Source organism: Microbacterium testaceum, from assembly GCF_003075375.1.
GTDB lineage: Bacteria > Actinomycetota > Actinomycetes > Actinomycetales > Microbacteriaceae > Microbacterium > Microbacterium testaceum_E.
The window spans coordinates 1-12,940 of the sequence record NZ_QDFT01000059.1 but is presented as its reverse complement, the minus strand read 5'-3'; the positions used below and the strand labels follow the sequence as shown (position 1 = coordinate 12,940).

Here is a 12,940-nt window from a genome sequence, read left to right as displayed (position 1 = left end):
ACTCGGCATGGAGCTGGCCMTCGSCGCCGCCGAGTGGTACGCCACGACCACCTGCGCTCCCGCTTCGGCGGCGGCGAGGGCCAGCTCCATGCCGAGTACACCGGCGCCGAGCACGACGATGCGCTGTCCGGCCGAGACCGCCGTGCGCACGAGTTCGGCGTCGGCGAGGTCGCGCAGCGCGACGACACCGCGCGGCAGGGGCGACGTTCCCTGGTCGAGAGCGGTCGGCTCTGCCGGTCGCGTCGAGCGGTGGCGCTGCGCGCGCTCGAGACCGGCCAGGGTCGGGACGTTCGCGCGCGCTCCCGTCGCCAGCACGAGACGGTCATAGGGGATCCGGATGCCATCGTGCAGCCGAACGACCCGCGAATCGCGGTCGACACCCACGACCGTCGTCCCGAGCGCGAACCGCACCCCGGCCTCTTCCGCGATCGCGCGACCCGCCAGGTCGAGGCCGTCCCGCTGCATGCGTCCCACGGCATATTCGGCCAGCAGCACCCGGTTGTACACGTCGTGCGTCTCGGCCCCGACGACGGTCAGGTCGATCCGCCCGTCGCGGACGGCGGGCAGCAGCCCCTCGACCAGCCGCGCCCCCACGGGTCCGTAGCCGACCAGCACCACACGCTCAGACATGGATCTCCTCACCGGCGGGGGTGGGGGCGACCGGCGCCACCCGCACCCGCGTGCGCTTGAACTCGGGCATCGCCGAGGTCGGGTCGACCAGCGCCTCGGTCAGACAGTTGGCGCAGCCCTCGCCCGCGTAGTGGAACGGCAGAAAGACGGTGTCGTGCCGGATGTCGGTCGTCACGCTCGCCCGGACTCGCACGGTTCCGCGCTCGTTCGCCACCGCCACGAGGGTGCCCTCGCGGATACCCAGACGAGAGGCCGTCGCGGGGTGGATCTCGAGCCGCGCCTCGGGCCGCGCGGCGTGCAGCTCGGTCACTCGTCGGGTCTGCGTCCCGGACTGGTACTGCTGCAGGTAGCGCCCGGTGGTGAGGGTCAGATCGCCGCCCCGGTCGGTCGGTGCCGGGGGAGCGGCATCCACGGGAATCAGGCGCGCGCGTCCGTCGGGGTGCGCGGAGCACTCGGCGAAGGGGCGCGGGGTGCTCGACGAGCGGTAGGGCCAGTACGCCTCGACGCCCGTGTCGAGCAGCGCGTGCGACAGGCCGGAGTAGTCGGCGATCCCGCCCTCGGACGCCCGGGCCAGTTCGTCGAACACGTCGGCCGGCACCGTCGGCCAGGTGGATGCCGCGCCCAGCCGCCGCGCGATCTCGGCCATGATCCACAGCTCGCTGCGGGCGCCGTCGGGTGCGGGCAGCGCCTGCCGGCGGCGGATCACGCGGCCCTCGAGGGAGGTCATCGTCCCCTCCTCTTCGGCCCACTGCAGAACCGGCAGCACGATGTCGGCGAGCTCGGCGGTCTCGGAGAGGAAGAAGTCGCACACGATGAGGGTGTCGAGCGCTTCGAGCCCCGCGCGCACGGCCTCGACGTCTGGGGCGGAGACGACGACGTTCGACCCGGCGACCAGCAGCGTCTTCACCGGCCCGCCCAGTTCGCCGAGCAGGGCGGTGGCGGGGATGCCGGCATCCGGGATCTGTTCGGGATGGATGCCCCACACCCCGGCGACGTGCCGACGCGCCTCGGGGCCGCGGATCGAGCGGTAGCCGGGCAGCTGGTCGGCCTTCTGGCCGTGCTCGCGGCCGCCCTGGCCGTTGCCCTGCCCGGTGAGTGTGCCGTAGCCCGAGCCGGCGCGGCCGACGAGTCCGAGCACGAGCGCGAGGTTGATCGCGGCGGTCGCGGTGGCGGTGCCGTCGACGTGCTGCTCGACGCCGCGTCCGGTGAGGATGTACGTGCGGCCGGCGGCGAGGCGGCGTGCGGTCGCGCGCAACTGCGCGACGGGGATGCCGGTGGTCGCCGAGGTCCGCTCGGGCCACCACGAAGCGACCGACCGGCGGACGGCGTCGTAGCCCGTCGTGCGCTCCTCTATATAGGCGCCGTCGGCGAGACCCTCGGCCAGGACAATCTGGGTCAGGCCGAGCAGCAGCGGCAGGTCGGTGCCGGGAGCGGGCTGCAGGTGGGTGCCCGCCCCGTCTTCGGTCAGGCGCGCGGTCGCCGAGCGGCGGGGATCGACGACGATCAGCCCGCCCGCCCGCGGCGCGGGCTCCGGCGAGGTGCGCGAGGAACGGCGGCATGGTCGCGGCGACGTTCGATCCGAGCAGCAGGATCGTGCGCGCGTCGTCGAGATCGGTGACGGGGAAGGGGAGGCCCCGGTCCATCCCGAACGCGCGGTTCGCTGCTGCCGCCGCCGACGACATGCAGAACCGGCCGTTGTAATCGATGCGCGAGGTACCGAGCGCGACCCGGGCGAACTTGCCGAGCTGATACGCCTTCTCATTGGTCAGTCCGCCGCCGCCGAAGATGGCGTTGGCGTCGGGTCCGTGCGCGGCTCGCGTGTCGCGGAACGCTGCGGCCACGGCATCCAGCGCTTTGTCCCAGGTGGTCTCGGCGAGAGTGCCGTCGTCTTGGCGGAGGAGTGGCATCCGGAGTCGGTGGGGGGATGCCAGAAGCTCCGCCGACGTCCAGCCCTTGGCGCAGAGTCCTCCCCGGTTGGTGGGGAAGTCGCGGCCGGTGACCGTGGTGGTGCCCTCGTGGCTCACGGTCATGGCGCACTGCAGCGCGCAGTAGGGGCAGTGGGTGTCGGCGGAGCTCATGGACATCAGATGCGGGTGCCGGTCTTCTTCGACATGCGCAGGTACACGCCCGCTGTGAGGGCCAGGAAGGCGACGTACGCCAGGGCGAACCAGCCGAGCGCCGGGGTGTACGAGCCGAACGTCGTCTTCGAGAAGCCGAGCAGCTGCGGGATGAAGAACCCGCCGTACGCGCCGATCGCCGAGATCAGGCCGAGGGCCGCGGCGGCCTTGCGCTGCGCACCGATCCCGCCGTTGGCGCGCAGGGTGAAGATCGTCGGGATCATGCGGTACGTCGAGCCGTTGCCCATGCCCGCGGCGGCGAACAGCACCAGGAAGCACAGCAGGAACACCGCGAAGTTCTGCATCGGCAGGGTGAGGATGACTCCCAGGATGCCGAGCCCCATCACCGTGAATGCGCCCATCGTGATGACGGTTCCGCCGAAGCGGTCGGCGAGCTTGCCGCCGTAAGGGCGGGCGAGCGAGCCGACGAGCGCGCCCAAGAAGGCGAGGGTGACGGTCGCCGTGCCGATGGTGAAGCCCTTGAAGTCGGGGAACGTGTCGGCGAGCAGCTTGGGGAAGACGCCGGCGAAGCCGATGAAGGAGCCGAATGTGCCGATGTAGAGGACGGCCATGACCCACAGGTGCGGTTCTTTGAGAGCGGCGAGGGATGCCGTCATGTCGGCCTTGGCGCTGGAGAGGTTGTCCATGCGGAAGTACGCGCCGACCATCGCGACGATGATGAGCGGCACCCAGATGAGGCCCGCGAGCGGCAGGTTGAGGGTGGCGGCGGCACCGACCGTGATGACGATGGGGACGACGAACTGCGCGACCGAGGCGCCGAGGTTGCCGCCGGCGGCGTTGAGTCCGAGGGCGTATCCCTTTTGCGCGGCCGGGTAGAAGAAGGTGATGTTCGCCATGGAGCTGGCGAAGTTGCCGCCACCGAAGCCGGCGAAGGCGGCGATGAGCAGCAGCAGGCCGAAGGGGGTCTGCGGGTTGCTGACCGCGATGGCGAGGCCGATGCTCGGGATGAGCAGCAGGCCGGCCGACACGATCGTCCAGTTGCGACCGCCGAAGCGCGGGACCATGAACGTGTAGGGGATGCGCAGCGTCGCGCCGACGAGACTCGGCATCGAGATGAGCCAGAAGATCTCACCGGTGGAGAGCTGGAAGCCCGCCGCCGGCAGCGAGACGACGACGACCGACCACAGCTGCCAGACGACGAAGCCGAGGAACTCGGCGAAGATCGACCACCGCAGGTTGCGGGAGGCGATGGCCCTGCCTTCTTTGGCCCACTGGGTGGCGTTCTCGGGGTTCCAGTTGTCGATCCAGCGGCCGGGGCGGTGCCGGAGTTCCGTTGTTTCGGTTGCGGCCGCGGGCGGCGTTGCGGTTTCGGGGCGCGGGTCGGTGACGGTCACGGGGGTCCTCCGTTGGGCGATGCGGGGGAGGTGCAGCGCCTCGCATGGGCGGGGCGTGCCGTCAGCGTAGGGAGGGGGCGTTACCCGGGAGGGCGTCGGGAGGGGCGGGGAGGTAACGGTTGTCTCACCCGCGGTGTGGGTGGGGGAGAGGGGGAGTTCACGTGGGCGTTACACGGAAAGGGGCGCGGATGACATCCCTGTGGCTGACCACGCACGACAGTCGCGCACTTCAACCCGATCTCGCGCGGAGCCTCGGGCTCGCCCCGATCGCGGTGGGGACTGACATCTCCACCAGGAAATCTTAGGTCTTGTCGATCGGTACGCGCGTGAGTGCCACGTTCATGAAGCCGAGCCGGTTCAAGTCTCTGACTGTGCTCGTATCACGACCTCACGGACACGATCGCGAAGGCGCTGGACGTTGCCATCCCTCGCGTCACCCGCACCCAAGACGGCTCGAGCGCCCCCGCGGAACTCGAAGCTTGTCCTCGACGCGTTGGAGATCCTCGTGTGAGGGGCGAGGAAGTCTCCCGCGCGACTCAGCGGCGCGCCCGCGCAGACGCGGCGACGGTTGACCTGCCGCGGTGCCTTCTCAGCCGATGCTGAGCCGAGCTTCCAAGCTCGCCGTCGAGGTCAACATCAGCACTCCGCTGCGCCCCTTAAGCTCTCACGCGATCCCACTCGCCGTGATGCCTTGCCGTGGATCGCGTGAATTGCTGGGTGCAATTGGCGCCGTTTGGTGCCGCGACGAGGAGAGGGCCCGACGTCGAAAGGTAGGTTCGCGTCGTGGGCATAAATGGGGAGCAAGCGCGGGTCCTGATCACAGTCAAGGCTTCACCGCAGCCGTCGGCGAAGTACGGAGACACCGTGTGTGTCGCGGGCCTGCGGATCGACACCGAGTCGCCCCATTGGGTCCGGTTGTACCCGGTTCCCTTCAGATGGCTCGAATCGGGGAGCCAGTTCGTGAAGTACGACATCATCGATCTGCAGATTAAGCGGCGGTTGCAGGACAGCCGCCTGGAAAGTTACGTGCCGGACACGCAATCGATCCAGGTGATTGAGCATCTCGATGACTGGAGCGACCGCGGGCCGTACATGAACACGCTTTCCACAACGACGACGTGTCGGCTGATGCGAGACGCGGAACGTGATCATGCTGCGCCGTCCCTTGGCATGGTTCACGTACGGGACCTTGTCGGCTTCGAGCTAGATGCGCATCCTGGGTGGACGCCCGCTGAGGAGGCGAAAATCGCCCAGGCCATGATGACGAGTGAACTCGATCTGTTCGGTACGAGTTCTCAGCCCGCACGGTTGCGGCCTCCCCGATTGAAGCTGAGATATCGATACGTGTGCGAGGAGTCTGGCTGCCCCTCTCACCAGGGGCTGAACCTCGACTGGGAGCTGACAGCCCTTCAGAACCGCCATCACGGTGAATCGCTGGCCCGGCTGCGGGAGATCGTGGAAGACCGGTTCGTTCGAATGATGTTCGAGGAACGTCGTCTGACGTCGTTCTTTATGGGCAACTTCGAGGCCGCAATCAAGCGTGCGAAGTTCAGCGTCCTGGGGACCTATTACCCGCCGCGCGGCGTCGCCTCGGCAGTGCCCTTGTTCTAGCAGCTAGGCGGAGACGAGCTCTTCCAGGCGGGCGCGGATCGCGGCCAATGTCTCGCGTCGGTGGCAGTGCAGCTCAGATGCCTCGAAGCACAGCAACGCAATCCGCTCACGGCCTGCCAGCTCGGCCAACTCGTCGATCGCGGAAGCTGCGCCAGCCCCACTGAGGCTATCTGTGTACCGCTCTCGTGCCGCACGCCCGGCGTCGGTGCGTGACTCCTCGGCGAAGCCTGCGCGATTTTCGCGGGGGTTACCTAACTCTCGCCGGTGCTGGTAGCTGATGCCAGCTTCCTCAAGTGCGGCGCCAAGTGCACGCTTTGAGAATCCGCGTTTGCGGGAGATGGCGTTCAAGCGGACGTCTACGAGCGTTGTGATGCCGAGGGCCTGGAGATCCTTGATCAAGGCCTCGAGCGTCTTGCCCTCGTATCCGACACCGGTGATGCCGCCGCTCGCTGTCCACATGCACTTCACAGTAGTGCGCCGGGATGAGGGAGCGCCGGGAGGCGCGACGTGCGTCGCTGCACTGCATGGTGGCGCGGGGCTGGGCCCTCTCAGCTCTCGTGCACGACCGCGGTCAGCTCAGGCAGCAAGTCCCGCGCGAGGAAGCCGATGCCGACCCGCTCGGTGAGCCGGTCGCCGGCGCGGGCGTGCGTCCATCCGCCCCAGACCGCGGCTCGTTCCGGCTCCATGCCGAGAGCGGCGAAGCCGGTGATCGCGCCCGACAGCACGTCGCCGCTGCCGGCGGTGCCGAGGCCCGAGCTGCCCGGCTCGGCCTGCCACGTGCGTCCGTCCGGGTGCGCCACGGTGCCGAAGCAGTGCACGACGGCCTCGTAGCGTTCGGCGATCTGTCGGACGTCGGCGGCGCGATCGTCGGTGAGGTCGCGTTCGAGCAGCAGCGCGGCCTCCTCCTCGTTGGCGTTGAGGATCAGGTCGGCGGGCAGGATGCCGCGATCGACCGACCCCTGGATGGGTGATGGGGAGTCGATTCACGCGACTCGCCGGAACCGCGACCCCGCGTACCGGTCCCGCTCCTCGGCAACCCCCGGCTGTGTTCGGTGACGGCCATGTCATCCACGCGGGAACGCTCGGTACCTGCGCCGCCATCCACCGAGGCCGTCACCCGATCGCGTTGACCCACTCCGTTTCGCCGGTCACGAAGACCTGCTCCTTCCAAATCGGCACGCGCTCTTTCACGCGGTCGACCAGCTCGGAGCAGGCGGCGAACGCCTCGCGCCGGTGTGCGGACGAGACGACGCAGGCGATCGCACAGTCGCCGACGACGAGATCGCCGATGCGGTGCTGGACGGCGAGCGTCACGGCGGGGAACTCGGTGGCGATCTCGAGGGCGACCGCGGCGATGACGTCCGGCGCGCTCGGGTGCGCGCTGTACCGCAGCGCCGTCACCCCTCGGCCCTCGTCGTGGTCGCGGACCGCGCCGTCGAAGGTCACGATCGCGCCCGCGGTCGACGGCCGCGTGTCCGGCAGGAGAAGGTCGACGCCGATCGGCTCGGGGCTGATGCCCGCGGAGATGACGCGCAACTGGGCCTCGGAGGGCGGGATGGTGGGGTTCATCGGGTGCGCCTTTCACGCGGCTCGGCGACATGGTCGCCGCCGGCGAGCTGACTGAGGATGTGGTCGAGGAGGGCGTCGAGGACCTCGAGTCCTTCCGCGACGCCGGACGGTGAGCCGGGCAGATTGAGGACGAACGTGTGACCGGCGATGCCGGCGAGCCCGCGGCTGAGGGCGGCCAGGGGGGTCGTGGCCGCTCCTCGTTCGCGAATCGTCTCGCTCACCCCGGGCAGGACGCGGTCGAGCAGCGGAGCGGTCTGCTCGGGAGTCGCATCGGTCGGACTGATGCCGGTGCCGCCGGTCGTGAGGATCAGGTCGAGTCCGCGGCGGATGCCGTCCTCTATCGCGGTGCCCACGGGCGACCCGTCCGCGACGAGGTGTCGCTCAGCCGTCCACCCGCGCGTGCGCAACCATTCGACGATCACGGGTCCGGTTCGATCAGGACGTTCCCCGCGGGCTCCGCGCGTCGACGCGACGACGACGAGCGCCCGCCTCATGCGCTGACCCAATGACCCGAGCGTCCGCCCTCTTTCTCGATGACAGCGATGTCGGTGATCCGGGCGGTCCGGTCGACGGCCTTGATCATGTCGTACAAGGTCAGCCCCGCGACAGAAGCGGCCGTGAGCGCTTCCATCTCGACGCCCGTGCGCCCCAGCGTGGTGACCGACGCGACGATGTCGACCTCATCCCGACCGACGGTCAGTGTGACGTCCACGCTGGTGATGGCGATGGGGTGACAGAGCGGGATCAAGGTGCTGGTGGCCTTGGCCGCCATGATCCCGGCCAGCCGTGCCGTGCCGAGCGCCTCTCCCTTGGGGAGGGTGCCGTTCGAGATGAGGCGGATGACGTCGGGCCGCGTCCGCAAGGTCGCCACCGCGACGCCGCGCCTCTTCGTCACGCCCTTCTCGGCGATGTCCACCATGTGCGCGGCTCCGTCCGGGCGCAGGTGCGTCAGCTGGTCCGTGTTCTCAGCCATTGATCCTCCAGGCTCGTACGATCTCTCCGGCTTCCAGCCGGGTGACGGATTCGGGTATCAGCACCAGCAGGTCGGATCGGGCGAAAGAGCCGAGAAGGTGCGACCCCGGACCCCCGACGAACTCGATCCGCCCCGCGGCCGTGAACCGCGCGCGGCGCACCTGCAGCCGCCCCGCGGGCGACTCCGCATCCTCGGTGATCGGCGCCTCGACCGTCGGACGCCCCGGCCACCACCCGCCGGCCGCGAGCAGGGCGGGGCGCACGAAGACCTCCGCGCTGATCAGAGCGCTCACGGGGTTGCCGGGGAGCGCGACGACCGGCAGACGGCGCGTACCGACCTGTAGGTGGCCGAAACCCTGCGGCCCACCGGGCTGCATCGCGACCGAACCGAAGGACACTCCGCGGATTCCGAGGGCCTCCCTCACCACCTCGTGGGCGCCCGCGCTGACTCCTCCCGCGGTGACGACGAGGTCCACCTCGTGGGCGTGGGCGTCGATCGCGCGGAGCAACTGCTCGGGTTCGTCGTCGACCGATCCGGGCGTCAACACGCGGACCCCGATCGCCGTGAGCAGAGCGGTCAACGCCGGGGTGTTGGCATCCAGGATGCTACCCGGACGGGCGGTCTCGCCCTGCCCGCGCAGCTCGGACCCGGTGGCGATGAGAAGCACGGTGAAAGGGCGGAAGACGGTGAGCCGTCGCACTCCGGCGGAGGCAAGCGCCCCCACGAGCGCCGGCGTGAGTGCGGCCCCCGCCGCAGCGATGACGTCACCGGCGCGGATGTCGGAGCCGGCCCGCCGGACGAAGGCATCCGCCACGGGAACCTCACGGACGGTGAGGGATGCCACCTCCCCGCGCGACGGGAAGGCGGTCAGACCCGACGACTCGATCGGGATGACCGCGTCGGCGCCGACGGGGATCGGCGCGCCGGTCATGACCGCCCACGCCTCGCCCCGCGGGAGCGCGCTCGCCGCGTCGCCGGCCGCGATGTGACCCGTCACGGGGAGGAGCACCGGATGCTCGGGTCGCGCGTCCACCACGTCGGCCCGGTGCACGGCGAACCCGTCCATCTGGCTGTTGTCGAACGGGGGCAGGTGGCCGGGGGCGATCACATCCGCCGCGAGCGTCCGGTAATGGTCGGTCTCGAGCGCGGAGAGCTCGACCGACGCGGTCGGCCTTTCGATCGCGGCGACCATCTCCGCGACCAGCCGGCAGTGCTCGGTCACGCTGCGACGGGCGAAGGCCGCTGTCGTCATCGTCGTCATCGGTCAGCCGCCGATCGCGCTCATGGTGCGTTCCGGCTGCACGTAGTCCGCGCTGGCGAGACCGATCGAATCGGAGCCGTGCGCGCGGGGCTTGCTCCACATCGCCTCACGCCAGCGCTGCGCGATCTCCTCGTCGCTCGCTCCGCCGCGGACGATCTCGAGCAGATCGGTCTCCTCATGCGAGAAGAGGCAGGCCCGGATGCGGCCCTCCGCCGTGACCCGCGTGCGCGTGCACGCTGCACAGAACGGCTCCGTGACCGACGAGATGAGCCCGACGCGGCCCAGAGCCGGTGTGCCGGGGGCGGACCCGTGTCGGCGGACCTCCCACCGCTCCGCGGGGGATCCGAGCCGCGCGGCGGGATCCGGCGACAGAGCAAAACGTCGACCGAGCCCGTCGCGGATCTCGGCCGCCGTGATGACCTTCTCCTTCTTCCAGGAGTGATCGCCGTCCAACGGCATGTGCTCGATGAACCGCAGCTCGTAGCCGTGCTCGAGCGACCACTCGAGCAGATCGGGGGCCTCGTGATCGTTGACACCGCGCAGCAGTACGGCGTTGATCTTGATCGGCCCGAGCCCGGCCTCATCGGCGGCGCGGACGCCGGCGAGCACCTTGTCGAGCATCGGGCGGCGGGTGAGGGCCGCGAACGTCTCGGGATGGAGGGAGTCGAGGGAGATGTTGATGCGCGACAGTCCGGCATCGCGGAGCGCCTGAGCCCTGGCATCCAGTCCGATCGCGTTCGTGGTCATCGAGATCGGGAGGGTCGGGCAGGCGTCGCGGATGGAGCCGATGACGAACTCGAGATCCTTCCGCACCAGCGGCTCGCCGCCCGTGAGCCGCAGCTCTTCCACACCCAGCAGGTCCACGCCCACGCGCACGATACGCGAGATCTCATCCGGGGTCATCAGCATCTGCTTCGGCAGCCATGGCATGCCGTCCGCGGGCATGCAGTACGTGCACCGCAGATTGCACTTGTCGATCACGGACAGGCGCATGTCTGTCGCGACGCGGCCGTGACGGTCGGCGAGACCTCCCGTGGTCGGTGGCGGGCTCGAAAGGAGCCGCACGCGGGGGAGTCCGAGATTCTGGGTCATGGGGCGTCCTTCGTGTTCGGGTACGACTCAGGAGCGAGACGCGCGGGAGCGCGCTCGCGAGGTGGGGGATCCGGATCAGTAGCGCGGCAAATGAGGATCGATGACGCGCGACCACGCGTCAATGCCGCCGCGGAGCACCGAGATGTCGGTCCGGCCGCCCGCCGCGAGGATCGTGTGCGCTCGGCGGGCTCTCGTGTCGTGATGGCAGTGAACGACGAGCGGGCCGGCGGGGATGTCGGCGTCGGAGAGGTCGCCGAGCGGCAGCGAGACGGAGTGCGGGATGGTGGCGATCTCTCGCTCCCAGGGCTCGCGCACGTCGAGGAGAGTGGCCTGCCCGTCGCGGAGGAGATCGGCGACCTGCCCCGGCTCGACCCAGGTGATCGTCGGCGGCGCGTTCTGGGAGAGGGCACGCTCGGGGGCTCGTCCCCCGGAGAAGCGGACCTCGGTGGTGGACGAATCGACCGCGTCGATGATCAGCAGCCGACCGAACAGTGGATCGCCGAAGCCGACGATCAGCTTCATGGCCTCAGTCGCCATCCACGAGGCCACGATGCCGCAGAGCGGGCCGATGACGCCCGCGATCGCGCAGTTCGCGCCGCCGCCCGCGGGGGCCTCCGGGTACAGGTCCCGAAGAGCGACGCCGCCACCGGGAGCGCCGCGCCAGAACGTGGAGACCTGACCGTCCGTCTCGAGCACCGTGCCCCAGACGCACGGGATGCCGAGCCGGTCCGTCGTGTCGGCGATCAGGTAGCGGGTCGTGAAGTCGTCGGTTCCATCCACCACCAGGTCGTAGCCGGAGAAGAGACGCTCGGCGTTCGTGGCATCCACTCTCTCGGCATGCTCGACGACCCGCACGTACGGATTCGCGCGGCCGACGGCCGCAGTCGTCGAGGCGACCTTCGCGAGGCCGACCGTGCCGTCGTCGTGCAGGATCTGACGGTGCAGGTTCGAGGCGGCGACGGTGTCGTGGTCGACGACACCGATGGTGCCGACTCCCGCGCGGGCGAGGTAGGCGATGACGGGCGATCCGAGGCCACCCGCGCCGATCACCAGCACCTTGGAGCGCTTCAGGCGTGCTTGGCCGGAAGAGCCGATGTGCGCCATCGCGATCTGGCGTGCGTACCGGGCGAGCTCGTCGGGGCCGAAGTCCGGGGATGCCGCGTCCCGGAGCGGGATCGCCGTGGGGGAGGCCGTCGGTTCGAGGAGGACCACCGCTCAGCCCCCCGCGAAAGGCGGGAGCACGTCGAGCGTGTCGCCGGAGGAGAGGACGTCCGCGCCGGTCGCGGATCGGCCGTTGACGAGGAACGAGCTGCGCGCGAACACCGGACTGGAACCGAAACCGGCGCGGTCGATCGCGTCCGCCACTGTGCACGTCGCCGGGACGTTCCAGACGTCCTCCGCGCGTCCAGCCTCCGCTTTGGCGGCGGCGAAGAGGCGCACCGAGATGTCGATGGTCGCCCGCGCGGTCGGATCGGCGGCGACGCTGGGTTGTGCGGTCATGTCAGAGATCCAATGTCAGAGTCGGGGTAAGTGAGCGCGAGACGCAGACGTACATGTAGTCGCCCTCGAGCTGCTCGTCGTCGGTGAGGATCGAGTCGCGATGGTCGGGGATCCCGTCCACAACCACGACCTCGCAGGAACCGCAGGTGCCCTCGCCGCACGAGTTCCGCACCCGCACCCCTGCCTCCAGAAGAGCGGACAGCGCGGACTGATCGGCGCGCACGGGGATCTTCTGATCGGTGGAGTCCAGCACGATCGTGAATTCCGAGTCGGTCTCGCTCGTCGCGAGCGCCCTGGGGGCGAACCGCTCGACACTCAGGTGCACGCCGGGATGGGGGCGGATGGCCTCCTCGACGGCATCCAGGAGGGACTCCGGTCCGCACGCGTAGAAGTGCGCATCCGTGTTCTCGGCGACGATCGTGGACAGGTCGGCCCGGCCCATCGTGGACGACTCGATCACCGTGACGTGATCGCCGAAGAGGGAGAGCTGCTGCAGGAACGGCATCGAGTCGGTGTACCGGCCCAGGTAGAGCAGATGCCACGCCAGGCCCTGCTCTTCGGCGCATTCGATCATCGGAAGGATCGGCGTGATCCCGATTCCGGCCGCGATGAAGTATGGACGTGCCTCCGGATCGAAGGAGAACAGGTTCCCGATCCGTGTCACCTCGACGTCGACGCCCTCGGTGAGGTGCGCGTGCACGTACGCGGAACCACCTCGCCCGGGATCCGCGCGTCGTACGGCGATCCGCCAGGACTGCGAATCCGACGGGGAACCGCAGAGGGAGTACTCGCGAACGAGGTCATCCGAGCCGAGCCGGAGGCCGATGTGCGC

14 protein-coding genes and 1 pseudogene are annotated in these 12,940 nt (G+C 69.7%); 2 read left to right on the top strand and 13 right to left on the bottom strand.

Features of this window, described 5'->3' with window-relative positions; genetic code table 11:
- The 3 genes and pseudogenes from DC432_RS14815 to DC432_RS14805 form a co-directional block, all read right to left on the bottom strand.
- Nucleotides 1–630, bottom strand: a 630-nt coding sequence (locus tag DC432_RS14815) for an FAD-dependent oxidoreductase (RefSeq protein WP_165801294.1), incomplete at its 3' end; no start/stop codon positions are given.
- Nucleotides 623–2,708: pseudogene (locus tag DC432_RS14810) on the bottom strand (molybdopterin oxidoreductase family protein). The pseudogene DC432_RS14810 and the gene DC432_RS14815, both read right to left, overlap by 8 nt.
- 5 nt (nt 2,709–2,713) lie before the next feature.
- Nucleotides 2,714–4,102: an MFS transporter gene (locus DC432_RS14805; protein ID WP_116538525.1), complete on the bottom strand. Its 1,389-nt coding sequence runs from the start codon at nt 4,100–4,102 to the stop codon at nt 2,714–2,716.
- 960 nt (nt 4,103–5,062) lie between these two features.
- On the opposite strand from DC432_RS14805, the gene DC432_RS14800 reads away from it, so the two are divergent.
- Nucleotides 5,063–5,713 carry a hypothetical protein gene (locus DC432_RS14800; RefSeq protein WP_133177958.1) on the top strand — a complete coding sequence of 217 codons (651 nt, stop codon included), beginning with the start codon at nt 5,063–5,065 and terminating at the stop codon, nt 5,711–5,713.
- Between the two features lie 3 nt (nt 5,714–5,716).
- Here the strand turns inward: DC432_RS14800 and DC432_RS14795 are convergent, their stop codons facing one another.
- On the bottom strand, nt 5,717–6,172 hold the full coding sequence (locus tag DC432_RS14795) for a DUF488 domain-containing protein (protein ID WP_116538523.1): 456 nt from the start codon (nt 6,170–6,172) through the stop codon (nt 5,717–5,719).
- A gap of 89 nt (nt 6,173–6,261) precedes the next feature.
- Nucleotides 6,262–6,603 carry an ADP-dependent NAD(P)H-hydrate dehydratase gene (locus DC432_RS14790; RefSeq protein ID WP_243393158.1) on the bottom strand — a complete coding sequence of 114 codons (342 nt, stop codon included), beginning with the start codon at nt 6,601–6,603 and terminating at the stop codon, nt 6,262–6,264.
- Between DC432_RS14790 and DC432_RS16815 the strand changes: the two genes are divergently transcribed.
- On the top strand, nt 6,526–6,684 hold the full coding sequence (locus tag DC432_RS16815; protein WP_243393157.1) for a hypothetical protein: 159 nt from the start codon (nt 6,526–6,528) through the stop codon (nt 6,682–6,684). The genes DC432_RS14790 and DC432_RS16815 overlap by 78 nt on opposite strands.
- A 142-nt stretch (nt 6,685–6,826) precedes the next feature.
- On the opposite strand, the gene DC432_RS14785 is transcribed toward DC432_RS16815, so the two are convergent.
- The 8 genes from DC432_RS14785 to DC432_RS14750 form a co-directional block, all read right to left on the bottom strand.
- On the bottom strand, nt 6,827–7,282 hold the full coding sequence (locus DC432_RS14785) for a molybdenum cofactor biosynthesis protein MoaE (RefSeq protein WP_116538522.1): 456 nt from the start codon (nt 7,280–7,282) through the stop codon (nt 6,827–6,829).
- Complete coding sequence (locus DC432_RS14780; protein ID WP_116538521.1) at nt 7,279–7,776, bottom strand: MogA/MoaB family molybdenum cofactor biosynthesis protein; 498 nt, start codon at nt 7,774–7,776, stop codon at nt 7,279–7,281. The genes DC432_RS14785 and DC432_RS14780 overlap by 4 nt, the downstream gene beginning before the upstream one ends.
- Nucleotides 7,773–8,201, bottom strand: coding sequence for a cyclic pyranopterin monophosphate synthase MoaC (gene moaC, locus DC432_RS14775; RefSeq protein WP_243393156.1), 429 nt, complete (start codon nt 8,199–8,201; stop codon nt 7,773–7,775). The genes DC432_RS14780 and moaC overlap by 4 nt, the downstream gene beginning before the upstream one ends.
- A 46-nt stretch (nt 8,202–8,247) precedes the next feature.
- On the bottom strand, nt 8,248–9,507 hold the full coding sequence (locus DC432_RS14770; RefSeq protein WP_243393155.1) for a molybdopterin molybdotransferase MoeA: 1,260 nt from the start codon (nt 9,505–9,507) through the stop codon (nt 8,248–8,250).
- A gap of 12 nt (nt 9,508–9,519) precedes the next feature.
- Nucleotides 9,520–10,608, bottom strand: coding sequence for a GTP 3',8-cyclase MoaA (gene moaA, locus DC432_RS14765; protein ID WP_116538518.1), 1,089 nt, complete (start codon nt 10,606–10,608; stop codon nt 9,520–9,522).
- A 75-nt stretch (nt 10,609–10,683) separates the two neighbouring features.
- Nucleotides 10,684–11,820 (bottom strand): ThiF family adenylyltransferase, encoded by a 1,137-nt coding sequence (locus DC432_RS14760; RefSeq protein ID WP_116538517.1) that lies wholly within the window; start codon nt 11,818–11,820, stop codon nt 10,684–10,686.
- Between the two features lie 3 nt (nt 11,821–11,823).
- Entirely contained in the window at nt 11,824–12,108 is a 285-nt protein-coding gene (locus tag DC432_RS14755; RefSeq protein ID WP_243393154.1) for a MoaD/ThiS family protein, read from the bottom strand.
- A gap of 1 nt (nt 12,109) precedes the next feature.
- The coding region (locus DC432_RS14750; RefSeq protein ID WP_207770842.1) for a PDR/VanB family oxidoreductase at nt 12,110–12,940 on the bottom strand (831 nt) is incomplete at its 5' end.

What these genes read in the sequence shown, in the direction of transcription:
- DC432_RS14795 (WP_116538523.1), bottom strand. Translation starts at nt 6,172, where the DNA reads ATGTGGACAGCGAGCGGCGGCATCACCGGTGTCGGATACGAGGGCAAG.
- DC432_RS14785 (WP_116538522.1), bottom strand. Translation starts at nt 7,282, where the DNA reads ATGAACCCCACCATCCCGCCCTCCGAGGCCCAGTTGCGCGTCATCTCC.
- DC432_RS14780 (WP_116538521.1), bottom strand. Translation starts at nt 7,776, where the DNA reads ATGAGGCGGGCGCTCGTCGTCGTCGCGTCGACGCGCGGAGCCCGCGGG.
- moaC (WP_243393156.1), bottom strand. Translation starts at nt 8,201, where the DNA reads ATGGTGGACATCGCCGAGAAGGGCGTGACGAAGAGGCGCGGCGTCGCG.
- DC432_RS14770 (WP_243393155.1), bottom strand. Translation starts at nt 9,507, where the DNA reads ATGACGACAGCGGCCTTCGCCCGTCGCAGCGTGACCGAGCACTGCCGG.
- moaA (WP_116538518.1), bottom strand. Translation starts at nt 10,608, where the DNA reads ATGACCCAGAATCTCGGACTCCCCCGCGTGCGGCTCCTTTCGAGCCCG.
- DC432_RS14755 (WP_243393154.1), bottom strand. Translation starts at nt 12,108, where the DNA reads ATGACCGCACAACCCAGCGTCGCCGCCGATCCGACCGCGCGGGCGACC.